Here is a 21,778-nt window from a genome sequence, read left to right as displayed (position 1 = left end):
TTTTTGTGGAGAGGCATCAAAAGATGCGTACTACCGCCAGTTGCGGATATGGTACAATAGCAGGGAGGTGAGGCATTTGTTTCTGAAACGGATTGAGCTGTCCGGCTTCAAGTCGTTCGCCGATCGTACGGAGCTGGAGTTTGTTCAAGGCATTACGGCCGTCGTCGGCCCGAACGGCAGCGGCAAGAGCAACATCTCCGACGGCATCCGTTGGGTGCTCGGTGAACAGAGCGCTCGCTCGCTGCGCGGGGGCAAGATGGAAGACATTATCTTCGCCGGAAGCGACGCCCGCAAGGCGGTCAATTACGGCGAGGTTTCATTGACGCTGGACAATTCGAGCCAGTCGCTGTCGCTGGATTTTAACGAAGTGACCGTCACCCGGAGGGTGCACCGGAGCGGGGACAGCGAATATTTTATCAACAAGCAGGCTTGCCGGCTCAAGGACATTACCGAGCTGTTTATGGACACCGGGATCGGCAAAGAGGCTTATTCGATTATCGGGCAAGGCCGGATTGAAGAGATTTTGAGTACGAAATCGGAAGATCGGAGAGGCATTTTTGAAGAGGCCTCGGGGATCGTCAAATATAAATCGCGCAAGAAGGAAACCGAGAAGAAGCTGCAGGAGACGGAGCAAAATCTGCTGCGGATTCACGACCTCGTCACGGAGCTTGAGGATCAGCTGGAGCCGCTAAGCATTCAATCGGCAAAGGCGATTCGCTTCAAGGAATTGAAGGAAGAGCTGAAGTCCAGCGAAATCGCGATGTACGTCCATCAGATCGAGCAAATCTACGATAACTGGACGGCGATGACAGATCAGGTCGAGAAGCTGAAGAAAGAGCAGCTCGAGCTGTCCGGCTTCGTGAGCCTGCATGATGCCCAGCTGGAGAAGGACCGGTGGGAAACGCGCCGGCTGGAGGAAGAAATCGAGAAGCTCCAGGCGCATCTGCTCGTGCTGAGCGAGGAATTCGAGAAGTGCGAAGGCCAGGGCGAGGTGCTCAAGGAGCGCAAGAAAAATTTTGCTTCCAATCGCACGCAGCTGCAGCAAACCATTGCCCAGCAGGAGCAGCGGTCTACGGACAAGGAAGCGGAGCTTGCGGAATACCGCGTCAAGATCCAAGGCATCGGCGAAGACCTGGCACGGGTTCAAGGTCAGCTCAAGGCGGAGGAGGACCGGCTGCTAGGGGTTGCCGGTGGCATCAGCAGCGCGGAGGAGGACCGACTGAAGGGCGAGCTGCTCGAGACACTAAACGAAATGGCCAATGCCCGCAACGAGGTGAGGTATGCCGAGCAGCAGCTGGAGGCGCTCAGCCGCCGGCTCGACCGGCTCGGAGACGAGCACCGCAAATGGCAGGAGCAGCAGGAAAGCATTGCGGAACGGAAGCAAGCGTTGGAATCCCGGCTCGAGCAGGTCGTGAGGGAGATCGACAAAGGCCGCAACGCTTATCTCCAGGTAAGCCAAGGGCTGAAGGGCAAGCAAGCTTTGTCTGAGGAGGCGCAGGCCGCGCTGCGCAAATGGGAGCAGAAGCTGCATGCGCTCATTTCGCGACGGGATACGATGCGCGAGATGGCGAATGATTACGACGGCTTTATGCACGGGGTCAAGGAAGTACTGAAGGCGAAGGACCGCAAGGATCTCCGCGGGATTCACGGCGCCATTGCGGAGCTGGTGAAGGTGCCGGCACATGTCGAAGTAGCCGTCGAGACGGCGCTGGGCGGCGCTCTGCAGCACGTGGTCGTAGATAACGAAGCGAACGGGCGCGAGGCGATTGCTTTCCTGAAGCGCCGCCAGCTGGGACGCGCGACGTTCCTGCCGCTGGACGTCATTCGCGGCAGGTCTATTCCGGATAGCGAGCAGCGGCAGCTTGAGGGCATGGAGGGCTTCGTCGGCATTGCTGTGGATTTGGTGCAGTATGACTCAGCTTACCGTCAGATCGTGGGAAGCCTGCTCGGGAACGTCATTCTAGCGGAAACGCTTGAGGTCGCGAACCGGATCGCCGCCCGCGTGCAGTACCGCTACCGCGTCGTCACGCTGGAAGGCGATGTCGTCAATCCGGGCGGATCGATGACCGGCGGCAGCCAGCAGAAGAAGACGACGAGCTTGCTCAGCCGTCAGCGGCAGATCGAAGAGATGGACGAGGAAATTACGGTCTCGGAAAACCAGCTGCGGGATCTGCGGCAGAAGTCGGAGCAGGTGCGGAAGGATATCGCGGAAGCGAACCGGGAGCTGGACGAGCTGCGGGCCTCCATTGAGGGCCTGCGCATGGAGGAGCAGCAAATCCGCGCTACGCTGGAGCCGCTCTTGAATGAAGCGAAGCAGGTCGCGGACCAGCTGGCGCTCTACGGCGCCGACGGCGACTCGCTGACGGCGGAACGCAAGGAGCTCGAGGCGCGGAAGTCCGCCGCGCAGGAAGCTACTGCGCGGCTGCAGCAGCGGGAAGCGGCACAGCAGCAGGCGATCCGTGAGGCCGAGATTCGCAGGAAAGCGAGCGAATCGGCGAAGGAAGAGCTGCAAACCCAGCTCACCGACCTGAAAATCAAGGTCGCTTCCCACAGTCAGGAGAAGCAATCGCTTGAGGACCAGGAGCGCCGCTTCCGTCTGGAGCTGGAAGCGCTGCTAAGCGAGCTCGAAGCCAACCGGAGCATGCTCGTCCAGCTGGAACAGGATATGGCGAACCATGACCAGGAAACGGTGCTGCAGATCGAACAGCTGAACGATCTCAAGCTGAAGAAGCAATCCTGCTCCGAGCAGCTGGATACGAAACGGGCGGAACGCGCCCGCCATGTGGCCAAGCTGGAGGCGGAGGAGAGCAAGACGCGCGAGCAGCGCAGCCTCCTGAAACAGATTGAGGAGCAGCTTCACCAGACCGAGGTGCGGGTCAACCGTCTCGATGTCGAGCTGGAGAATCTCTTGAAGAAGCTGTCCGAGGATTACGAACTCAGCTACGAGCTGGCGAAGGTGCGTTACCCGGTGCCTGAGGATGTGCTCGGTACTCAGAATATGGTGCGCGATCTGAAGCGCGAGATCGCCATGCTGGGTGACGTCAATTTGGGCGCGATCGAGGAATACCAACGGGTGAACGAACGGTACCAGTTTCTGGCGGAGCAGAAGAACGATCTGGTCGAAGCGAAGACGGCCCTGTATCAGGTCATTCGCGAAATGGACGAGGAGATGTCGAAGCGGTTCCGCTCGACCTTCGATGCGATTCGCTCGCACTTCGTCGTCGTGTTCGCGAAGCTGTTCGGCGGCGGCCGGGCCGATCTGATTCTGTCGGAGCCGGATAAACTGCTCGACACCGGCATTGAGATTGTGGCCCAGCCCCCGGGCAAGAAGCTGCAAAATCTGCAGCTGCTCTCCGGGGGAGAACGGGCGCTGACGGCGATCGCGCTGCTATTCTCCATCATCCGTGTGAAACCGGTGCCGTTCTGCGTGCTCGACGAGGTGGAGGCGGCGCTGGACGAGGCCAACGTGGCCCGTTTTGCCGAATATTTGCGCGAATTCTCGCAGCAGACGCAGTTCATCGTCGTAACGCATAGGAAGGGCACCATGGAAGAAGCCGACGTGCTGTACGGCGTCACGATGGAGGAAGGCGGCGTATCGAAGCTCGTATCGGTCCGGCTGGAGGATGACGAGGCGATCATGGAAGCCGGTTGATCCGGATAAGGACCGGGAAGGCTGCACTGCGGTTGCGGCTCACGCAGCCTGCTTCCGGTGAATGGGACGAGACAAGAAGGAGGGGCGAGGCTTGAGTTTTTTCAAGAAGCTGAAAGAAGCGATATCTACCAAGACCGAGTCGGTCACGAACAAGTTTAAGGAAGGTCTGGCGAAGACGAGAGACGTATTCGTCGAGCGGGTGGAGGATCTGTTCTCCCGGCGCAAGAAGATCGACGAAGAGTTCTACGAGGAGCTCGAGGAAATTTTGATCGGCGCCGATGTCGGCGTGAACACGGTCATGAAGCTGATCGAAGACCTTCGTGCCGAGGTGCGCAAGCGCAAGATCGAAAGTCCGAGCGAGCTTCAGCCGGTCTTGAGCGAGATGCTGATCGCACTGCTGAAGGGCGACGAGCAGACGGGGCTGAAGATGGCGGAGAGCGGCCTGACGGTCATTCTGTTCGTCGGCGTCAACGGCGTCGGCAAAACGACGACGATCGGCAAGCTGTCACACCAGCTAAAGTCCCAGGGCAAGAAGGTGCTGCTCGCCGCGGGCGATACGTTCCGCGCGGGCGCGATCGAGCAGCTCGAGGAATGGGGCAAGCGGGCCGGTGTTGACGTGATCAAGCAGCAGGCGGGGTCCGACCCGGCGGCGGTCATGTACGACGCGCTGCATGCGGCGAAGTCCCGCGGTGTGGACGTGCTGCTGTGCGATACGGCCGGCCGTCTTCAGAATAAGGTCAACCTGATGGAAGAGCTGAACAAGATTTACCGGGTCATCCGCCGCGAGGTGCCGGAGGCTCCGCACGAGGTGCTGCTGGTGCTGGACGCTACGACGGGCCAGAATGCGCTGATGCAGGCCCGTTTATTTGACGAGAAGTCCGGACTCACCGGTCTGGTTCTCACGAAGCTCGACAGTACGGCGAAGGGCGGCATCGTGGTCGCAATCCGTCAGGAGCTGAAGCTGCCGGTGAAATTCGTCGGTCTCGGGGAGAAAATGGACGATCTGCAGACGTTCGACTCGAACCAGTTCGTGCATGCGCTGTTCAGCAAGTGGATTGCCGATGCGGATAAGGAAGAGGTCGAGAGCTGATTCAAGGGGCAAATGCCCGTCAAGGATAAAAGCTTGACATCCGTTTTCGTTTCCCGTATGATAAGTGATGTTGTCGCTGTAAAGTGTTTTACCTTAACGGGGGCGAGGCGCAAATGACGGAAGAGAACGCGCTCCAGAAGACGAACCGGATCAATCTCCTGTTCGACTTCTACGAACAGCTGCTGACCGAGAAGCAGCAGATGTTTTGCAAGCAATACTTCCATGACGATTACTCGCTGGGCGAGATTGCATCGGAATTTCAGATCAGCCGCCAGGCGGTCTACGAACATATTAAGAGAGCCGAATCGGTGCTCGAGGAATACGAAGCGAAGCTGGGCCTGCTCGGCAAATACGAGGAGCGGCAGGAGCTGCTTCAGAAGCTGGACCGGCTTCTCGAGGGTCTGGACGCACCGAACCGGGAAGCGGCGGCCAAGCTGATCTCCCGGCTGAACGAACTTGACTAACAATGCATAACTCCCTCCTTGAAGGTGGTGACGATCCATGGCATTCGAAGGGCTATCCACCCGTTTGCAAAATGTATTCAGCAAGCTGCGGGGCAAAGGGAAGCTGACGGAAGACGATGTTAACGAAGCGCTGCGGGAAGTGCGGCTTGCGTTGCTCGAGGCCGATGTAAACTTTAAGGTCGTCAAGGACTTCGTCGCCAAGGTGAAAGAGCGCGCCATCGGACAAGAGGTGCTGCAGAGCTTCACCCCGGCGATGATCGTCGTCGACATCGTAAATAAAGAATTGACCGAGCTGATGGGCGGCACGCAGAGCAAGCTGGCCCGTTCCAATAAGCCGCCGACCGTCATTCTGATGGCAGGTCTGCAGGGTGCGGGTAAGACGACGATGAGCGGCAAGCTGGCCAAGCTGCTGCTGTCGCAAAATCACCGTCCGCTGCTGGCTGCGGCCGACATTTACCGGCCTGCGGCGATCAAGCAGCTGCAGGTGCTCGGCGAGCAGATCAAGGTCCCTGTGTTTGCGCTGGGCGATCAAGTCAGCCCGGTGGAGATCGCAAGGCAGGCGCTGCAGCATGCCAAGGACCATAACAACGATTACCTGATCGTCGATACGGCGGGACGTCTACATATCGACGAGAGCATGATGGAAGAGATCAAGCAGATCGCCGAGACGGTCGACCCGGACGAAATCCTGCTTGTCGTCGACGCGATGACGGGCCAGGAAGCGGTCAATGTAGCGGAAAGCTTCCACAAGCAGCTCGAGCTGACGGGCGTCGTGCTCACGAAGCTCGATGGCGATACCCGCGGCGGCGCCGCGTTGTCGGTCAAAGCCGTCACCGGCTGCCCGATCAAGTTCGCCGGCATGGGCGAGAAGATGGACGCCCTGGAGCCGTTCCATCCGGAGCGGATGGCATCGCGGATTCTAGGCATGGGCGATATGCTCACGCTGATCGAGAAAGCGCAGGCGGGCATCGACGCCGAGAAGGCGAAAGAGATGGAGCGCAAGCTGCGCACGGCGGAATTCACATTCGACGATTTCCTGGAGCAGATGGAGCAGGTGAAGAAGCTCGGTCCCCTGGACCAAATTCTCGACATGCTGCCGGGCGCCGGGAAGCTGAAGGGCATGAAGGACGTCAAGGTGGACGATAAGCAAATGGGCCGCGTCGCCGCCATCGTCCGGTCGATGACGAAGGAAGAGCGGGCGAACCCGGAGCTGCTGAATCCGAGCCGCCGCAAGCGTCTGGCTGCGGGCAGCGGGAACTCCGTGCAGGACGTCAACCGGTTCATCAAGCAATTCGAGGATATGCGGAAGATGATGAAGCAGTTCTCGAGCATGATGGGGCCGAAGGGCGCCAAGCAGATGAAGAATTTGAAGAAGCTCGGCCGCGGGATGAAATTCCCGTTTTAGCCTAAGGCAATGAGATGACTCTATCAGGGAGGTGAAATTCAATGGCAACTCGCATTCGTCTTAAGCGTATGGGCGCTCACAAAGCTCCTTTCTACCGTGTGGTGGTTTCGGATTCCCGTTCCCCACGTGATGGCCGCTTTATCGAAGAGATTGGTACTTACAACCCGGTTGCACAACCAGCCGCTGTAAATATTGACGAAGAGAAAGCACTGAAATGGCTTCAAACCGGTGCACAAGCTTCCGATACCGTACGCAGTCTGTTCAGCCAAGCCGGCATCATGAAGAAGTTTCACGAATCCAAACTGCAGAAGTAATCTGTAAGATTCGGAGGGTACGATGAAGGATCTTATTACCGTTATCGCCAAGGCGTTGGTGAATCATCCGGATGAAGTACGCGTGAATGCGGTCGAAGACGAGCGGAGCATTACGTTCGAGCTGTCCGTTCACCCCGACGATGTCGGCAAAGTGATCGGCAAGCAAGGACGAATTGCGAAGGCTCTTCGTACCGTAGTCACATCCGCTGCAGTGAAGGAAACGAAACGGGTCTCGGTCGAGATCGTTTCGTAAGACTGTCCTGAGGAAGCATGTCAGGATTAGAATAGGGAATGATGAGGGTTAGGAGCTGCTCCTAACTCTTTTCTACTATAAGGGAAGCCGGGAGGTTTCGGATGAACGACAGATTATTTAATGTAGGCAAAATCGTCAATACGCACGGCATCCGCGGCGAGCTCAAGATTGTGCCGTTGACGGATTTTCCGGAAGAGCGATTCGTAAAAGGCTCCAAGCTCTTGTTCGTGCATCCGGAGCAGGGGACGCAGGTTCCGGTCGTGGTGGAGTCGGCCCGCGAGCATAAAAATTTGTTTTACTTGAAATTCCGGGAATTCGGCAACATTAACGACGTGGAGAAGTATAAGGGTTGGCAGCTGAAGGTGGAGAAGCAATATTTGTCCGAGCTGGAGGGCGATGAATTTTATTTGCACGAAATCATCGGCTGCCGCGCCGTCACGGAAGAAGGCGAGGAGCTCGGCACAATCACCGAGGTGCTGTCTCCCGGAGCGAACGACGTATGGGTCGTCGAGCGTCCGAAGGGCAAGCAGCTGCTGCTGCCTTACATTGACGATGTCATTCTTGACGTGGATGTAGAGAACAAAGTGGTTAAAGTCCACCTGATGGAAGGCTTGCTGTAGGGATGAGAATCGACGTATTGACTTTGTTCCCCGGCATGTTTGACGGCGTATTTGGAGCCAGCATTCTGGGCAAAGCCCGGGAGAAAGGGCTGGTTGAGCTGAATACGGTGAATTTCCGCGACTTTGCTAACAACAAGCACAGCACGGTGGACGATTACCCCTACGGTGGCGGCGGGGGAATGGTGCTGAAGGCGGAGCCGATCTTTGCGGCCGTCGAGGATCTGTTGGAACGCCGGAGGCTTGCATGCTCGGAAAAGCAAGGGGAGCCTGGACGTGAACCTGAGGCTTCACAAGATGAAGGGACCGGGTACGCTGCCGGGCAACCGATAGGCGCCGAGTCTCACGCGAGAGCCTTACCGAAGGCTCCGCGCGTTATTCTCATGTGTCCGCAAGGGGAGCCGTTCTCGCAGAAAAAAGCGGAGGAGCTCTCGGCAGAGGAGCATCTCGTGTTCATCTGCGGCCATTATGAAGGTTATGATGAGCGTATTCGGGAGTACCTCGTTACGGACGAGCTTTCGATCGGCGATTACGTGCTGACCGGGGGCGAGCTGCCGGCTATGGTCGTTATCGACAGCGTTGTTCGCCTGCTGCCCGGTGTGCTCGGTAACGAAACGTCGGCGGTAACGGACTCCTTCAGCACAGGGCTGCTTGAATACCCGCACTATACCCGTCCGGTAAAGTTCAGAGACTGGGAGGTGCCGGATATTCTGCTGTCCGGGCACCATAGCAACATTGCCGATTGGCGGCGCAAGCAGTCGATTCTGCGGACATGGCGTAAGCGCCCGGAGCTGCTCGAGAGCGCCGGCTTGACGCCGAAGGAGAAGATGTGGCTGGAGTCTCTCCGGCAGGAAGAAGCGAATCAGGATAAGCAATAAACGGCGAAAAGCTCCCGGGCAGCGGGAGCTTTTGTTTCGCCTGGACATAGAGGAGCTATCCGGTCTACAAATGGGCTCCTCCGCTCGCATCGATCCATTGCCCGGATACCCAGCGATTGTCAGGCGAAGCTAGTAAAGCCGCGATGTCCGCGACGTCTTCCGCATGGCCCCATCTGCCGAATGCGGAGAAGTCCGCGCCGGCCCAGGTTCATGCCTGTTCGGATTCCGCAGCTGACGGCAGCCGTTTTTGCTTACGCAGGGTTTGCGCGCGAATCGATCGGAGGGACAGGACGATCCCCGCGCTTGTCAGAATAATTATGCCGATTGCGGAAGCTTCCGCAAGCCGCTTCATGCTGCTGCCGGCGAATCGGCCGGACGGGATTGCGGGATTGAAGACCGCAAAGATGCCGTTTCTTGCGGTGTCCGGGTGAAAGCTTCACGCGAGGGCGTCCGGTGCAGCGGCTTCCTGGGAAGCTGTTAAGACGGCGCCGGGGGCCGGCAAACGATGCTCCGTGAATTGGCCTAAGGATAACCATGATTCGGATATCAGCAGCCCGGTGAGGGACTCCATCAGGATAAGCAGACAGCATACAAGACCGACCCATAGATGGAGTCGGCGATAGGTTCTCATAACCGTGATCACCTCTTCTTCTAGCAATGAATTTCCATTACTCTTATTATCGGATATATCTCTGAAAAAGCCATGAAACTCAGCTGAAAGTTTGCTGAAATGAGGCCGAACTTCAAGCGGAGCTGCTGTTTTTTGTGTACAATAAAGCAAGAGGTGATACAGAAACATGGAGCTGCCGAAGGGGATCAAAGTACTGCTTGTGGATGATGAGCCCAACATTCTGGAGTTTCTTCAGCTGGGGCTGGAGAACGAAGGGTTCGAGGTACAGACGGTGCCGGATGGCTTCAGTGCAATCACGGCGGCGAACAAGTTCCAGCCGCATATCGCGGTTCTGGACGTTATGATGCCCGGGATGGACGGGTTTGAGGTTTGCCGGATGCTGAAGAAAATCGGCCATACGGCAGTGATTATGCTGACGGCCCGGGAAGAGGTGGAGGACCGGGTTAAGGGGCTTACCATCGGCGCAGACGATTATATGATTAAGCCGTTCAGCTTTGAGGAGCTGCTGGCCCGGATTCATGCCCGCGTTCGCAATCAATTCCCGCATTTGCTCAGCGAGGTGGCTTTCGGCCCGTTCCGGGTTGACGACCGGCGCAAGGAAATCAGCTACGAAGACCGGACGTTAGAACTGTCGCCGACGGAATATGAGCTGCTGAAGTTTCTCGTTATGAATCATGGACTTGTGCTTAGCAAGGCAACGATTCTAGACAAGGTATGGGGCTATGATTTCGGCGGCGAAGAAAATATCGTCGAGGTGTATATCCGCTCCCTTCGCGAGAAGCTAAGCGACCGCGAGCACCGCCTGATCCGCACGATGCGGGGAGCCGGCTACCGGGTGGATCTGCCATGAAGCTCAACTTCCGCTCCTGGATCGGCAGGTTGATCGCGCCGAATTCGCTGCGGTTTCAGCTGCTGGCCCGATCGCTGCTGATCCTGCTCGCGCTGCTCGTCCTGATCGGCGCTTTTCAATATGTGCTGATGAAGGAATTTATTTATGCCAATCGGGTTCAAAATATTAAAAGTCAGATTATGACCACGCCGCCGCCGTTCTGGGTGCGATGGGCCGAGCTCCAAAGGAACGGCACCCAGCGGGATCCTTCGCTCTATTTTCGCTTCCCGGACTCGGCGGTGGCGTTCGTAAATTCGGAGGGCAAGCTGACCGAGCTTACGGATGACGGCTTCCGCTTGAAATCGCCGCAGCTGTCTCCTGAGACTTATGCAGAGGTACTGCAAGAGAATCCGCAAAAAATCGATTACCGGATCGCGAAGGATGCCGACGGTGTACAAATGTTGGTAGTGCTGCAGCCCATCAATGACCGGAACCGGACGCAGGGGATCGTTCAAGTCAGCTCGAGCATCGCGCCTCTGGAGCAGCTGCTGACGCAGGAGCTGTGGATTTATATTATCTTGTCGCTGCTGGCGCTTGTAATCGGCTGGGCGGGCTTCTCGCCCGTCCTGCGCCGAACGCTTGTCCCGTTGAACCGGATCGTAGGCACGATGGAGCGGATTAACGCGGGGAATATGAACGAAAGGCTGCCGGAGAGCCAGAAGCAGCTGGAGATCGACCGGCTGTCCGCTTCCTTCAACGGGATGCTGGAGCGGCTGGAGGTTTCGTTCGAGGCGGAGAAGGAAGCGAAGGAGCAGATGCGGCGCTTCGTCGCCGATGCTTCCCATGAGCTGCGAACGCCGCTCACGTCCATTCATGGATTCCTTGAGGTGCTGCTGAGGGGGGCCGCCTCCAACCCGGAGCAGCTGGAGAAAGCGCTGCGCAGCATGCACAGCGAGTCGGAGCGGCTTAATAAGCTTGTGAAGGATCTGCTGTTTCTGGCACGTATGGACCAAAAGCCCGGGATTCAGCTGCAGGAGGGCTCGCTGGATGCACTGGTACGCGAGATGGAGGCGCAGCTGCAGCTGCTGGCCGGCCGTCGCGAAGTCCGCTTCGTTTTGACGCCGGGTACAAAGGCTTGGATCGACAAGGATCAGATGAAGCAGGTGATTCTGAATCTGTTTCACAATGCCGTTCAACATACCGACCCGGTAATGGGAAAGATCGGCATTCTCGTCGATGGGGGCGCGGGGGGCGCAGAGCTGATTGTTCGCGATAATGGCCACGGCATCCCGGCCGAGCATTTGCCGCATTTATTTGAACGCTTCTACCGGGCGGATGCGTCCCGGACCCGCAAGCATGGAGGAGCCGGACTCGGGCTGTCGATTACGAAATCGATCGTCGATCTTCACGAAGCGGAGATACGGGTAGAGAGCACCCCCGGGGAAGGTACGGCTTTTATGGTACGTTTTCCTCCCGTTACAGGGAAGACGATGGCGCTTAAGTAACGGCGTCAAACTCCAGTCAGGGAACAGGAAAAGGAAAGCTCTTGTAATTCATTTTCATTTATGCTAAGATTTAAAACGTTGTTGTGTTTTTGCTTGAATACGGTGGTCCTCTGCGCGTAACTTCCAAGAAACAGTCATCGATAAGAGGCGGCATGAACACCTGTGTGGAAGGAGGGAGTCATACATGAATTTGATCCAAGAGATTACGAAGGAACAACTGCGCAGCGACATTCCGAGCTTTCGTCCGGGCGACACTCTGAAAGTGTACGTTAAGGTTATCGAGGGTTCCCGCGAGCGGATCCAGCTGTTCGAAGGTGTTGTTATTAAACGCCGCGGCGGCGGAATCAGCGAAACGTTCACAGTAAGAAAAATTTCTTACGGTGTCGGCGTGGAAAGAACGTTCCCGATTCATACTCCGAAGATCGACAAGATTGAAGTGGCTCGCCGTGGTAAAGTCCGTCGCGCGAAGCTCTACTATCTTCGCGGTCTGCGCGGTAAAGCAGCAAGAATTCAAGAAATCCGATAACAAGAAGAAACAGGGGCTTAGGTCTAACCACCACGGCTCCTTTTCGTTTATAAACGGCACCTACCGGAAGGGCAGGCGAGAAAGTGGAGCAGGATCAAACTGCAGAAAAAGCGAATCCGATCAAAAACGAAGCATGGGAATGGATGAAGGCGTTGTTGATCGCGGCGGCACTGGTGTTTATTATCCGCTGGCTCATTTTTGCTCCGTTCATTGTGGAAGGGCCCTCGATGGAGCCGAACTTCTACACGGGAGAGCGGCTGATCGTAAGCAAGTTCATCTACAAGCTGTCCAAGCCGAGCCGAGGCGAAGTTATCGTATTCCACGCAACCAAAGACAAGGATTACATAAAGCGCGTCATCGCCCTGCCGGGTGAAACCGTCAAGGTGGAAGGCGATAAGGTGTATGTGAACAATCAAGTGCTGGACGAGCCTTACTTGAGGCAGGCGCTGGATGATGCGGCGAAAAAAGGGATACCCTATAACACAAGAAATTTCGCCGAGAAAACCGTTCCCGAAGGCACGATCTTCGTCATGGGCGACAACCGATCGAATAGCCAAGACAGCCGGGACATCGGCTTTATCAAATATGAACAAATTGTCGGGCGCGCCGATCTGATCTTCTGGCCGTTCAACAAAATCAGTCTGGTTCGCCACTAGAACCGGGCTTTTTTTTCAAATAAGGGTGGTGATTCGCGAAGATGACGATACAATGGTTCCCCGGTCACATGACGAGGGCCCGCAGGCAAATCCAGGATAAGCTAAAGCTGATCGACCTTGCGATCGAGCTGCTGGACGCCAGGATTCCGCTGTCCAGCCGGAATCCGATGATCGATGAAATATTGCAAAATAAACCGCGCCTTGTGCTGCTGAACAAAAGCGATCTCGCCGATCCGGAATTGACCCGGCAGTGGGTCGCTTATTTCGCCGGGCAAGGGCTTCAGGCACTGCCGATTGACGCGGTGAACGGCAATCCGGTGAAGGACATTATGGCCCGCTCCCGCGAGCTGATGTCATCCAAGATCGAAGCGCAAATCCGCAAAGGGATGAACCCGCGTGCGATCCGGGCGCTCATCGTCGGCATACCGAACGTGGGCAAATCGACGCTAATCAACCGGATGGCCGGGCGCAAGATCGCGCTCACAGGCGACAAGCCGGGCGTAACGAAGGGCCAGCAGTGGATCAAGGTCGGCACGGAAATGGAGCTGCTGGATACCCCGGGTATTCTGTGGCCGAAGTTCGAGGATCAGCAGGTGGGCCTCCGGCTGGCGGCGACGGGTGCGATCAAGGAAGAAATTCTTCATGTGGAGGACATCGCTTTTTTCGCGATGCGGTATCTTGCGGGGCATTATAAAGAAGCCGTGAAGGAGCGCTTCGGCGTATCGGAGGTTCCGGACGATCCGTCGGATACGGATGCGATCGTAGAGCTCATGGAAGCGGTAGGCCGCAAGCGCGGTGCGCTGATGAGCGGAGGCCGAGTCGATCTAGAGAAGGCTTCGCTTACCATTTTGCGTGAGCTGAGGGCAGGCAAGCTGGGAAGGATCACGCTGGAAACGCCGCAAGAAGCCGTTGGCATGACAGAGGAATAACAGGTAGGAGAGAAGCTGTTCCCGTTCAGGGGCGGCTTTTTGTATTTTTGGGAAGAGTGGGGACGGATGAAGCGCGCTGATTGTTTTTTTAATGACGCCATTAGCAGGGGAGGCGATTGTATCGGCATCGGAACTTCGGATACGGGATTGTGGAAGGTAGAACGGAATGAAGCTGACCGCAAGGCTTTTTTCGGAAGCGCTTCAAGAGACAAGGTGCCTTTAGGATGAGGAAAAGGGTAGGCAGGCCTGCTATGGTAAGGTATAATGGGAACGAACTGGGGAACAGGCAGGTGACGGAGAGTGCTGGAATACGAGCAAGAGCTTAGGGGACAAGGCAAACAGCGGATCGCCGGGGTCGATGAGGTTGGACGGGGATGTCTGTTCGGCGATGTGGTCGCCGCAGCGGTAATATTGCCGCAAGGGTTGGTCCTGGAGGATGTCAACGATTCCAAGAAGCTTAGCGTCAAAAAGCGCGAGGCGCTGTATGTCACCATATGGGACGAAGCGCTGGCCGTCGGCATCGGGGTCGTGGACGTCCCGACGATCGAGCGGATCAATATTAAACAAGCTTCACGATTGGCGATGAAAATGGCGGTGGAATCGCTCGGGATCGAGCCGGATTTTCTGCTGGTGGATGCGGAGAAGGTGGATGTGCCCCGCGAGCAGCTGGCTGTTATCCATGGGGATGCCTTGAGCCAGTCGATTGCGGCGGCGTCGATTATAGCCAAGGTGACGAGAGACCGGATGTGCCTGAAATGGGACGAGGAGTTTCCGGAATACGGCATTGCGATACATAAAGGTTACGCAACCAAAATGCATAGGGAAGCCATCAACGAATTCGGCCCAAGCCGCATGCACCGCAAAACGTTCCTAAGCAAAATCGTGGCCGAGCAGCAGGTGTTGTTTTAAATTGACAGTGAAATGTAAAGCAGGATTTGCCGATATAAGAATTACACGAGCCGGCCAGTGCGCCGCTGACATCCCGAGTGAGGGGTGGCGTAGCGTACGGGGCCGTTTTTTTAAACGATACAGAAAATTTAAGTTGCTAAAGCTTTCAAGCGGACTGCATCTTTCTGTACCAAGAAAATCTTCTTGCTTACGAAGCGGGTTTGCTGCGCAAACCGAAGGTCTGGCTACAATGAAAGACTCCGATAAGGAGTTTTTCTTATAAAGATAGAAATGATAAGCTTCAGCGGAGCTGGAAATTCATTTCAAGAAAAGCTACCTCAAAGTCGTGGGTTAAGGCGGAACAAATCATGAGCCTGCTGCGGAGGCGGGCTTGCCCGGAGAGTTCCGAGTTTGTTGAAATAGTGGAGAAAAGGAGGTGCGGTCGATTGAATATTGGCGGACTTATTCGCAGCCTTACAGGAGATGCGCAGGCGGCGGAACCCAAAACGCTGGAACTCAAGTCCGGCGAGGTCGTTCGCGGCGTTGTGCTGCAGACATATTCCGATCAGGAGGCGCTGGTCAATATTAGCGGCGTGCAGGTGCGCGCCAAGATGGAGACGCCTCTCACGCCGGGAGATTCGACGCTGCTGCAGGTACAGCCTGAATCGTCCGGGGGACAAGTCGTTCTGAAGCCGGTACAAATGGCGAATGTGCCGTTGGCGGAGCTTCCGCTGGGGGATGTGCTGAAGACGTTGGGGTTGTCCGACGTGCCGGTCAACCGTCAGTTGGTTCAGCTGTTACACCGTGCCGGCATTGAGCTTTCTCCCGAGAACGTGAAGGCCTTTGCGGAGCTGCTGCCAAAGATGCCTTCTTCCATAAAAATGGCGGATTGGATGCCGTCAGCTGTGATTGCTTTTCAAAAAGGGCTGCCTTTAACGCCGGAAACGGTGCAGTCGATCCGTCAGGCCGTTCAAGCTCAGCCTTTACATGAAACGCTTGAGCAGCTGGAAGCGTATGTTTCGGAGCAGCTGGATGGCGGCAGCGGACTTACGCCCCGGAGCCGGGAGCTGCTTCAGGGTGTACTTGAGCTGATCCGGCAGGTGCGTTCCGCAGCCGTATCGCAGGCAGGCGCGGGCAGCGCAGCAGCGGCGTCGCAGGAAGGCTCGGGGAGCGCAGAGAGCGGAGCGCCGGCAGCAGCGGGGCCGCGGGCAGGCGCGGGAAGCGCAGCAGGCGGAGCGCCGGCGGCAGCGGCGTCGCAGGCAGGCGCGGGCAGCGCAGCAAGCGGAGCGCCAGGGGCAGCGGCGTCGCAGGCAGGCGCGGGCAGTGCAGCAAGCGGAGCGCCGGCGGCAGCGGCGTCGCAGGCGGGCGCGGGCAGCGCAGCAAGCGGAGCGCCGGCAGCAGCGGCGCCGCAGGCAGGCGCAGGCAGCGCAGCAAGCGGAGCGCCGGCAGCAGCGGCGCCGCAGGCAGGCGCGGGCAGCGCAGCAAGCGGAGCGCCGGCAGCAGCGGCGCCGCAGGCAGGCGCAGGCAGCGCAGCAAGCGGAGCGCCGGCAGCAGCGGCGCCGCAGGCAGGCGCGGGCAGCGCAGCAAGCGAAGCGGCGTCAGCAGCGGCGGCGCAGGCAGGCGCGGGCAGCGCAGCGGGCGGAGCGCCGGCAGCAGCGGCGCCGCAGGCAGGCGCGGGCAGCGCAGCGGGCGGAGCGCCGTCGGCAGCGGCGCCGCAGGCAGGCGCGGGCAGCGCAGCGGGCGGAGCGCCGTCGGCAGCGGCGCCGCAGGCAGGCGCGGGCAGCGCAGCGGGCGGAGCGCCGTCGGCAGCGGCGCCGCAGGCAGGCGCGGGCAGCGCAGCGGGCGGAGCGCCGTCGGCAGCGGCGTCGCAGGCGGGCGCGGGCAGCGCAGCGGGCGGAGCGCCGTCGGCAGCGGCGGTGCAGGCGGGCGCGGGAAGCGCAGCAAGCGGAGCGCCGGCAGCAGCGGCGCCGCAGGCAGGCGCGGGCAGCGCAGCAAGCGGAGCGCCGGCAGCAGCGGCGTCGCAGGCAGGCGCGGGCAGCGCAGCAAGCGGAGCGCCGGCAGCAGCGGCGCCGCAGGCGGGCGCGGGCAGTGCAGCAAGCGGAGCGCCGTCGGCAGCGGCGCCGCAGGCGGGCGCGGGAAGCGCAGCGGGCGGAGCGCCGTCGGCAGCGGCGGTGCAGGCGGGCGCGGGAAGCGCAGCGGGCGGAGCGCCGTCAGCGGCGGAGCAATCGGTGCAGTCCGACGCCAAGATGGGAGCCCAACCGGCAGCGGATCACTGGTTGGGCCGAATGATGAAATCGCTCGGCATCGAGCATGAGCATCAAGCGTTGAAACGGATCGACGCGGATCCGGCTTCGCTGGCGAACCAATTGGCATCGGATTCGACGGATAAGCCGGCGGATACGCTGAAGAGTATGCTGCTCCAGTTGAGCCGGGCAGACGACTTGCCTGCGGGCATCAAGGAAGCTGCACAGCAGGCGGTACAGCAAATTACCGGACAGCAGCTGCTGCTGATGCCGGGGCGGGATGCGCTTTTTTCCCAAATTACGCTGTTCGTCCCCCTCCTCAACGGGAACGGGGAGCAGACGGCCTCCATTCATATCCAGTCGCGCAAAGGAAAAAACGGGCGGCTTGACGCGGACAACTGCCGTTTAGTCTTTGATCTGAGCATGCGATCGCTCGGAAATACGATGGTGGACGTACAAGTGGTCAACAAAATCGTGAGCTTGCACGTGCACAACGATCTTCCTTTTACGCAGGAGCTGCTGGAATCCCAAAAGGAAGAGATCAAAGACAAGCTCTCCTCCATCGGCTATCAATTTATCTCGCTGAAATGCAGCCCCTATCCGTCTCCGCGTTTCGGCGGGACGGGAGCGGGCGCTTCTGCAAACCTAGAGACCGATTCGGCGCGGCTATCGTCGGTTTACGTACAAAAACCTTATAAAGGTGTAGATATCCGTTTATGACACAGAAACAAAAAGAACAAGCCCCGGGCCTCAAGAAGGCGGTAGCTTTGAAATACGCTCCGGAGGCCTCTGCGGCGCCGAAACTGATAGCCAAAGGAAAAGGACGCATCGCGGAAGCGATTTTGGAAAAAGCGAAGGAGCACGGCGTTCCCGTCCAGGAGGACGCCTCCCTCGTGGAGGTGCTCTCCAAGCTGGACCTGGATCAGGAAATCCCCCCGGAGCTGTACCAGCTCGTAGCCGAGGTGCTTAGCTTTATTTATCGCTCGGACAATCGCGCGATGCAGTGGAGGAGGACGCGATGAGCAGCCAACGGTTAAATCGAAAGCAGCTTGGCGATCTGGGAGAAGCGGCCGCGGAAGCTCACTTGCGGAAGGCCGGCTTCGCCATCCTCTCAAGAAACTGGCGCTGCCGGACCGGCGAGATCGATATCATTGCACTAGACGGAGAAGTCCTTGTCTTTGTCGAGGTCAGGACACGCAGCGGCACGACCCGCTTCGGGACGCCGCTGGAGTCGGTCGATGCGCGCAAGATGAGGCAGGTCATCGAAACCGCTCAAGTTTACATGCATACCCAGCGTCAGCAGGACCGGCAGGTCCGCTTCGACGTCGTTTCCGTGGAAACGGATGCCAACGGCGTTGTGTTAACGATCCATCATATCCGCTCCGCGTTCTAAGCCTGGGACGCCGGAAGGATATTTTTTTTGTCCAGCATGCGGTATTGGAGCGCCTCCGCCATGTGGGGAAGCAGCACTTCGTCCGACTGCTCCAGGTCGGCGATCGTACGGGCAAGCTTTAAGATGCGGTCGTGGGCACGAACGCTAAGACCAAAATGGTCGAAGGTGCGCTGCAGCAGCGACGAGGACTCGGGGTCCAGCCGGACGAACGTGCGCAAGCTTTTGCCGCTCAACTCGCTGTTGAATTGGATTCCGGTGCCTTGATACCGTTTCGTTTGCATTACATACGCAAGCTGCACCTGCTTGCGCATCTCTTCGGAAGATAGCGACTTTAGCCCGCTGTCCAAATGCTTGTACTCGACTCGGGGCACGGGGAGATGCAGGTCGATGCGGTCGAGCAGCGGACCGGAGATTTTCGAGCGGTAGTGAGCGATTTTGAGAGGGGAGCACATGCACGCTTGATGCTCTGTATCGGCCCCCCAATAGCCGCACGGACAAGGGTTCATCGATGCCGCGAGAAGGAAATGCGCCGGAAAGGTGTATACGGCCCGGGCCCGCCCGATGGTCACCTCGCGATCCTCCAGCGGCTGCCGAAGCACTTCCAGGGCAAGCCGGGAAAATTCCGGCAGCTCGTCGAGAAACAGGACGCCTCGATGGGAGAGGCTGACCTCACCTGGCTTCGGCACTCCGCCGCCTCCGATCAGCCCTGCCGAAGAAATCGTATGATGCGGCATGCGAAACGGCCGTTCCCGGATCAGCTGCCGGCGGTCGGCGAACTTTCCGGAGACGCTGTATACTTTCGTTACCTCGAGCGCTTCCGCTTCCGTCATCGGCAGCATAATGGTGGGCAGCCGCTTGGCGAGCATCGTTTTTCCGGTTCCTGGAGGCCCGATAAGCAGGATATTGTGCAACAAAACCACGTAATGAGCTTTTTTTCGTACGGCTTAACTATTTACCCTTTCCTTCACTTCTTAAAGTCAATAAGAGAACTGATGTTCCATTAGAGTAAATGATCTGTTTGAATCACCCCTAAATTTCTCCCATTGTAAACACTCAAATACCCTCAATTCATAATACAGTCCTAGAGCATCCAGAAAGGCCTCTACAACGTAAAGAGTGCCTGAGCAATGAACACTTCCTCATAGAGATTAAAAAGCCTTAGAAGCGATTATATGCGGTCTAGGAGTGGCAATGTATAACGAGAAAGAGGCCGTTGTTACTGTTTGGTCTGACTTTGAGGATCAAACTATCTAAGGTAAGATAACCAAACTGGATAAAGAACTGAGAAGCATCAAAATTCAAAACGAAAAAGAGTATATTTGGATTCCTTTCGACAACGGTTTAATCGTTGAAGAAGCTGATTTCTAATCTCTGTAATTATGGTAGTATTGAAGGTATGTGAAAAGGGTATAGCAAACAAAATTGATGTTGAAAGGACATTTTATGGGGGAGTGATAAAATATGTTAAATCAACCATTTGCAGAGGCGATAATACGACAAATTATTAAAAACCATAATTTTAAATGTAAGATCACTTTTGATTATCAAAATAAAGAAACTGGTACAGATGGATATGATTTAACTATAAATTTAAAACAAATCCAAAGTTTATCTAAAAGTTATTCGATTCCAGAAGAGTTGACTCTAAAACTAGCAGTTTATCATGAATTAGGTCATGTACGTGCTTATCAAAATAACATTGAATCACATATAAGACAATTTGATTTTACTATTAAAGAGAATATTTTGGATAGGTTTAACCAATTTGAAATTAATAAAGAGTTAGATGCTTGGAAGTGTGGTAACAGTATCATACCGGAGATTTTAAAGAAAGACTTTGATTTGTTTAACGAATATAACATTGAGATGTATAAAAGTGAGAAAGAAAGAAGATTCAGAAAAGCAGCCAAATAAAAATCCATTTCAAGAATGATTAAGGCGATAATTATAAAAACATCATGGAAGGAGAGTAAACTATGGCTCAAGTAACGAGTCTATTTGTAGTTGATCATGACAAAAAAGTTTTTAATATTCACGAAAACATTTTGGACGATCAATATCATTTGGAATTAATTATTTTAGCTCAAAAAGACAAGAGAGATGTGAGATATTTTACAACTTATGAGCCTGCGTTTGAAGCAAGAAGCGAACTTGAAGCGCAAGGTTATCAATACACTGAAGAAAGAATCTGTGAATAAATTGCATAAATATAAAATTTATACTGATGAATTAGAGTTTCAAACGATGTAGTCGTATTGAGAAAATGGAATTTTCATTAACTAGAAAAAGCAGATAATCATACTTTTAATGCAATCCCTAAAACAAATTAATTTTAAAGCAGTTCATTTCTGAATGGGCTTTTTTCGTGTGGTTTATTAAGTCTTATATATGTTTTATTTTCCATATTCATAGTAAAATACTATTAAGACATAATAAATAGAGGGTAAGAAAATGACGCAAAAAAGAAGTTATTATTCAACAAGGAACAACAAAAAATCTATAGATGTTTATCAATTGTATCAACAACTTCAGAGCTTATTCCTTTATTATAGTAGTCGAGATTTTTTTAAAGAGAAACTATCAATATCAGATAAATTTACACCAGATGATGCTAATCATAAAGCGATGTTTGAAATTAAATTCAAACCATTTCCAATATCTAAGTGGGATAGATTAGACGTTACTGAAGAAAATATTTTTGATACTTTAGAATTTCTTTTTCATCATACCTCCAAACCAGGGGAATTGGGATGGTTTACTACAGATTCTGGGTTAAATTATCAAGACTATTGTGATTATAACAGAGAATTAGGGCAAGAAGAATTTAGAGGTTCTGTCAATTTTGTAATATGTGATTATGGCGAAGGTTTTGAAATGACTGAAACTGGTGAGATTTTTACACTGGGAAAGTATGGGTTAGAAGAGATATTAAATGCAGAAATATTAGAATATGACCTAAATAATATAGATTTTAAAGTAAAAGCAGCCATTAGAAGATGGAAAAACCGTAATCTTAGTTTAGATGAGAGAAAACAAGCCGTAATTGATTTAGCAGATATTTTTGAATGGCTTAAAAAGTCTGAGAAGTTGTCAATTGCATTAAATAAGAAAGATGAGAGTGTGCTTTTTGAAATAGCTAACAATTTTAGTCTAAGACACCATAATCCTAATCAAAAATCAAATTATGATAAGAACATATGGTACTCTTGGATGTTTCATTTTTATTTAGCCACTTATCATGCTGTAATAAGATCAATTAAAAAACTAGACGTTTAGTTTTTAAATCAACACTTATTCCAAAGTTTCAGCGGCCAATTATTAATTTCAATAAATCGAATAGACGCTTCCGATAACCTCCAACAAAGGAGGTTTTTCTTTACCATCATTTACCGCTATATCTCCACATTCCATGGATGCTATGCTTGTTATGGGAATATGGAAAAATATGTATTTATAATTATCATGTTTTTTCATTTTTTACGCTCATAACATCGAGGATGATGAC

The 21,778-nt window shown here is 55.0% G+C and carries 21 protein-coding genes and 2 pseudogenes; 20 read left to right on the top strand and 3 right to left on the bottom strand.

The window, feature by feature from the left end:
- Positions 1-76 precede the first annotated feature (76 nt).
- From smc to trmD, 8 genes are all read left to right on the top strand, one after another.
- The gene (gene smc, locus O9H85_RS08425) at positions 77-3,652 is read left to right on the top strand and encodes a chromosome segregation protein SMC (RefSeq protein ID WP_269880889.1); all 3,576 of its coding nucleotides are present in this window, start codon (positions 77-79) and stop codon (positions 3,650-3,652) included.
- Between the two features lie 91 nt (positions 3,653-3,743).
- Positions 3,744-4,742: a signal recognition particle-docking protein FtsY gene (gene ftsY / locus O9H85_RS08420; protein WP_269880887.1), complete on the top strand. Its 999-nt coding sequence runs from the start codon at positions 3,744-3,746 to the stop codon at positions 4,740-4,742.
- Positions 4,743-4,855: 113 nt separating this feature from the next.
- Entirely contained in the window at positions 4,856-5,206 is a 351-nt protein-coding gene (locus O9H85_RS08415) for a putative DNA-binding protein (RefSeq protein ID WP_269880885.1), read from the top strand.
- Positions 5,207-5,243: 37 nt separating this feature from the next.
- Positions 5,244-6,611 (top strand): signal recognition particle protein, encoded by a 1,368-nt coding sequence (gene ffh, locus O9H85_RS08410; RefSeq protein WP_269880883.1) that lies wholly within the window; start codon positions 5,244-5,246, stop codon positions 6,609-6,611.
- Positions 6,612-6,652: 41 nt separating this feature from the next.
- Entirely contained in the window at positions 6,653-6,925 is a 273-nt protein-coding gene (gene rpsP / locus O9H85_RS08405) for a 30S ribosomal protein S16 (RefSeq protein WP_269880881.1), read from the top strand.
- 22 nt (positions 6,926-6,947) lie between these two features.
- Complete coding sequence (locus O9H85_RS08400) at positions 6,948-7,178, top strand: KH domain-containing protein (protein ID WP_269880879.1); 231 nt, start codon at positions 6,948-6,950, stop codon at positions 7,176-7,178.
- Positions 7,179-7,279: 101 nt separating this feature from the next.
- Complete coding sequence (gene rimM / locus O9H85_RS08395) at positions 7,280-7,798, top strand: ribosome maturation factor RimM (protein WP_269880877.1); 519 nt, start codon at positions 7,280-7,282, stop codon at positions 7,796-7,798.
- Positions 7,799-7,800: 2 nt separating this feature from the next.
- Positions 7,801-8,673, top strand: a complete 873-nt coding sequence (gene trmD / locus O9H85_RS08390; RefSeq protein WP_269880875.1) for a tRNA (guanosine(37)-N1)-methyltransferase TrmD — start codon at positions 7,801-7,803, stop codon at positions 8,671-8,673.
- A 64-nt stretch (positions 8,674-8,737) separates the two neighbouring features.
- Here trmD and O9H85_RS08385 read toward each other — a convergent pair.
- Both O9H85_RS08385 and O9H85_RS08380 read right to left on the bottom strand, forming a co-directional pair.
- A pseudogene (locus O9H85_RS08385) lies at positions 8,738-8,872 on the bottom strand (short-chain dehydrogenase); the annotation flags it as partial.
- A gap of 237 nt (positions 8,873-9,109) precedes the next feature.
- Positions 9,110-9,304: a hypothetical protein gene (locus O9H85_RS08380; RefSeq protein WP_269880874.1), complete on the bottom strand. Its 195-nt coding sequence runs from the start codon at positions 9,302-9,304 to the stop codon at positions 9,110-9,112.
- 166 nt (positions 9,305-9,470) lie between these two features.
- Between O9H85_RS08380 and O9H85_RS08375 the strand changes: the two genes are divergently transcribed.
- The 9 genes from O9H85_RS08375 to O9H85_RS08335 all read left to right on the top strand — a co-directional run bounded on the left by O9H85_RS08375 (position 9,471) and on the right by O9H85_RS08335 (position 18,273).
- On the top strand, positions 9,471-10,154 hold the full coding sequence (locus tag O9H85_RS08375) for a response regulator transcription factor (RefSeq protein ID WP_269880872.1): 684 nt from the start codon (positions 9,471-9,473) through the stop codon (positions 10,152-10,154).
- Positions 10,151-11,638 (top strand): sensor histidine kinase, encoded by a 1,488-nt coding sequence (locus O9H85_RS08370; RefSeq protein ID WP_269880871.1) that lies wholly within the window; start codon positions 10,151-10,153, stop codon positions 11,636-11,638. Before O9H85_RS08375 ends, O9H85_RS08370 begins: the two co-directional genes overlap by 4 nt.
- A gap of 184 nt (positions 11,639-11,822) precedes the next feature.
- On the top strand, positions 11,823-12,164 hold the full coding sequence (gene rplS, locus O9H85_RS08365) for a 50S ribosomal protein L19 (protein ID WP_127604586.1): 342 nt from the start codon (positions 11,823-11,825) through the stop codon (positions 12,162-12,164).
- An 83-nt stretch (positions 12,165-12,247) separates the two neighbouring features.
- Positions 12,248-12,820 (top strand): signal peptidase I, encoded by a 573-nt coding sequence (lepB, locus tag O9H85_RS08360; RefSeq protein ID WP_269880869.1) that lies wholly within the window; start codon positions 12,248-12,250, stop codon positions 12,818-12,820.
- Positions 12,821-12,861: 41 nt separating this feature from the next.
- Entirely contained in the window at positions 12,862-13,749 is an 888-nt protein-coding gene (gene ylqF / locus O9H85_RS08355; protein ID WP_269880868.1) for a ribosome biogenesis GTPase YlqF, read from the top strand.
- 300 nt (positions 13,750-14,049) lie between these two features.
- Positions 14,050-14,658 (top strand): ribonuclease HII, encoded by a 609-nt coding sequence (locus O9H85_RS08350; RefSeq protein WP_269880867.1) that lies wholly within the window; start codon positions 14,050-14,052, stop codon positions 14,656-14,658.
- Positions 14,659-15,083: 425 nt separating this feature from the next.
- On the top strand, positions 15,084-17,600 hold the full coding sequence (locus tag O9H85_RS08345) for a hypothetical protein (RefSeq protein WP_269880866.1): 2,517 nt from the start codon (positions 15,084-15,086) through the stop codon (positions 17,598-17,600).
- A complete protein-coding gene (locus O9H85_RS08340; protein ID WP_269880865.1) occupies positions 17,597-17,902 on the top strand; it encodes an EscU/YscU/HrcU family type III secretion system export apparatus switch protein in 306 nt (101 codons plus the stop codon). The genes O9H85_RS08345 and O9H85_RS08340 overlap by 4 nt, the downstream gene beginning before the upstream one ends.
- The gene (locus O9H85_RS08335; protein ID WP_269880864.1) at positions 17,899-18,273 is read left to right on the top strand and encodes a YraN family protein; all 375 of its coding nucleotides are present in this window, start codon (positions 17,899-17,901) and stop codon (positions 18,271-18,273) included. Before O9H85_RS08340 ends, O9H85_RS08335 begins: the two co-directional genes overlap by 4 nt.
- On the opposite strand, the pseudogene O9H85_RS08330 reads toward O9H85_RS08335, so the two are convergent.
- Positions 18,270-19,184, bottom strand: a pseudogene (locus O9H85_RS08330) (YifB family Mg chelatase-like AAA ATPase); the annotation flags it as partial. The gene O9H85_RS08335 and the pseudogene O9H85_RS08330 sit on opposite strands and share 4 nt — an antisense overlap.
- A 550-nt stretch (positions 19,185-19,734) precedes the next feature.
- Here O9H85_RS08330 and O9H85_RS08325 point away from each other — a divergent pair.
- The 3 genes from O9H85_RS08325 (at position 19,735) to O9H85_RS08315 (ending at position 21,549) form a co-directional block, all read left to right on the top strand.
- A complete protein-coding gene (locus tag O9H85_RS08325; protein WP_269880863.1) occupies positions 19,735-20,187 on the top strand; it encodes a hypothetical protein in 453 nt (150 codons plus the stop codon).
- Between the two features lie 62 nt (positions 20,188-20,249).
- Positions 20,250-20,471 carry a hypothetical protein gene (locus O9H85_RS08320; protein ID WP_269880862.1) on the top strand — a complete coding sequence of 74 codons (222 nt, stop codon included), beginning with the start codon at positions 20,250-20,252 and terminating at the stop codon, positions 20,469-20,471.
- A gap of 253 nt (positions 20,472-20,724) precedes the next feature.
- Positions 20,725-21,549: a hypothetical protein gene (locus O9H85_RS08315; RefSeq protein WP_269880861.1), complete on the top strand. Its 825-nt coding sequence runs from the start codon at positions 20,725-20,727 to the stop codon at positions 21,547-21,549.
- The last annotated feature ends 229 nt before the right edge of the window (positions 21,550-21,778 follow it).

This window comes from Paenibacillus gyeongsangnamensis (genome assembly GCF_027533625.1).
Classification (GTDB): Bacteria; Bacillota; Bacilli; order Paenibacillales; family NBRC-103111; genus Paenibacillus_G; species Paenibacillus_G gyeongsangnamensis.
The sequence above is the reverse complement of the archived record's forward strand: the minus strand, read 5'-3'. Positions and strand labels throughout refer to the sequence as shown.

Excerpts from the sequence above, each read along its gene's own strand:
- ylqF (WP_269880868.1), top strand. The coding sequence starts at position 12,862 with ATGACGATACAATGGTTCCCCGGTCACATGACGAGGGCCCGCAGGCAA.
- rpsP (WP_269880881.1), top strand. The coding sequence starts at position 6,653 with ATGGCAACTCGCATTCGTCTTAAGCGTATGGGCGCTCACAAAGCTCCT.
- O9H85_RS08325 (WP_269880863.1), top strand. The coding sequence starts at position 19,735 with ATGTTAAATCAACCATTTGCAGAGGCGATAATACGACAAATTATTAAA.
- O9H85_RS08320 (WP_269880862.1), top strand. The coding sequence starts at position 20,250 with ATGGCTCAAGTAACGAGTCTATTTGTAGTTGATCATGACAAAAAAGTT.
- ffh (WP_269880883.1), top strand. The coding sequence starts at position 5,244 with ATGGCATTCGAAGGGCTATCCACCCGTTTGCAAAATGTATTCAGCAAG.
- O9H85_RS08400 (WP_269880879.1), top strand. The coding sequence starts at position 6,948 with ATGAAGGATCTTATTACCGTTATCGCCAAGGCGTTGGTGAATCATCCG.
- O9H85_RS08415 (WP_269880885.1), top strand. The coding sequence starts at position 4,856 with ATGACGGAAGAGAACGCGCTCCAGAAGACGAACCGGATCAATCTCCTG.
- O9H85_RS08380 (WP_269880874.1), bottom strand. The coding sequence starts at position 9,304 with ATGAGAACCTATCGCCGACTCCATCTATGGGTCGGTCTTGTATGCTGT.
- O9H85_RS08335 (WP_269880864.1), top strand. The coding sequence starts at position 17,899 with ATGAGCAGCCAACGGTTAAATCGAAAGCAGCTTGGCGATCTGGGAGAA.
- O9H85_RS08340 (WP_269880865.1), top strand. The coding sequence starts at position 17,597 with ATGACACAGAAACAAAAAGAACAAGCCCCGGGCCTCAAGAAGGCGGTA.
- O9H85_RS08375 (WP_269880872.1), top strand. The coding sequence starts at position 9,471 with ATGGAGCTGCCGAAGGGGATCAAAGTACTGCTTGTGGATGATGAGCCC.
- rimM (WP_269880877.1), top strand. The coding sequence starts at position 7,280 with ATGAACGACAGATTATTTAATGTAGGCAAAATCGTCAATACGCACGGC.
- rplS (WP_127604586.1), top strand. The coding sequence starts at position 11,823 with ATGAATTTGATCCAAGAGATTACGAAGGAACAACTGCGCAGCGACATT.
- trmD (WP_269880875.1), top strand. The coding sequence starts at position 7,801 with ATGAGAATCGACGTATTGACTTTGTTCCCCGGCATGTTTGACGGCGTA.
- O9H85_RS08370 (WP_269880871.1), top strand. The coding sequence starts at position 10,151 with ATGAAGCTCAACTTCCGCTCCTGGATCGGCAGGTTGATCGCGCCGAAT.
- O9H85_RS08315 (WP_269880861.1), top strand. The coding sequence starts at position 20,725 with ATGACGCAAAAAAGAAGTTATTATTCAACAAGGAACAACAAAAAATCT.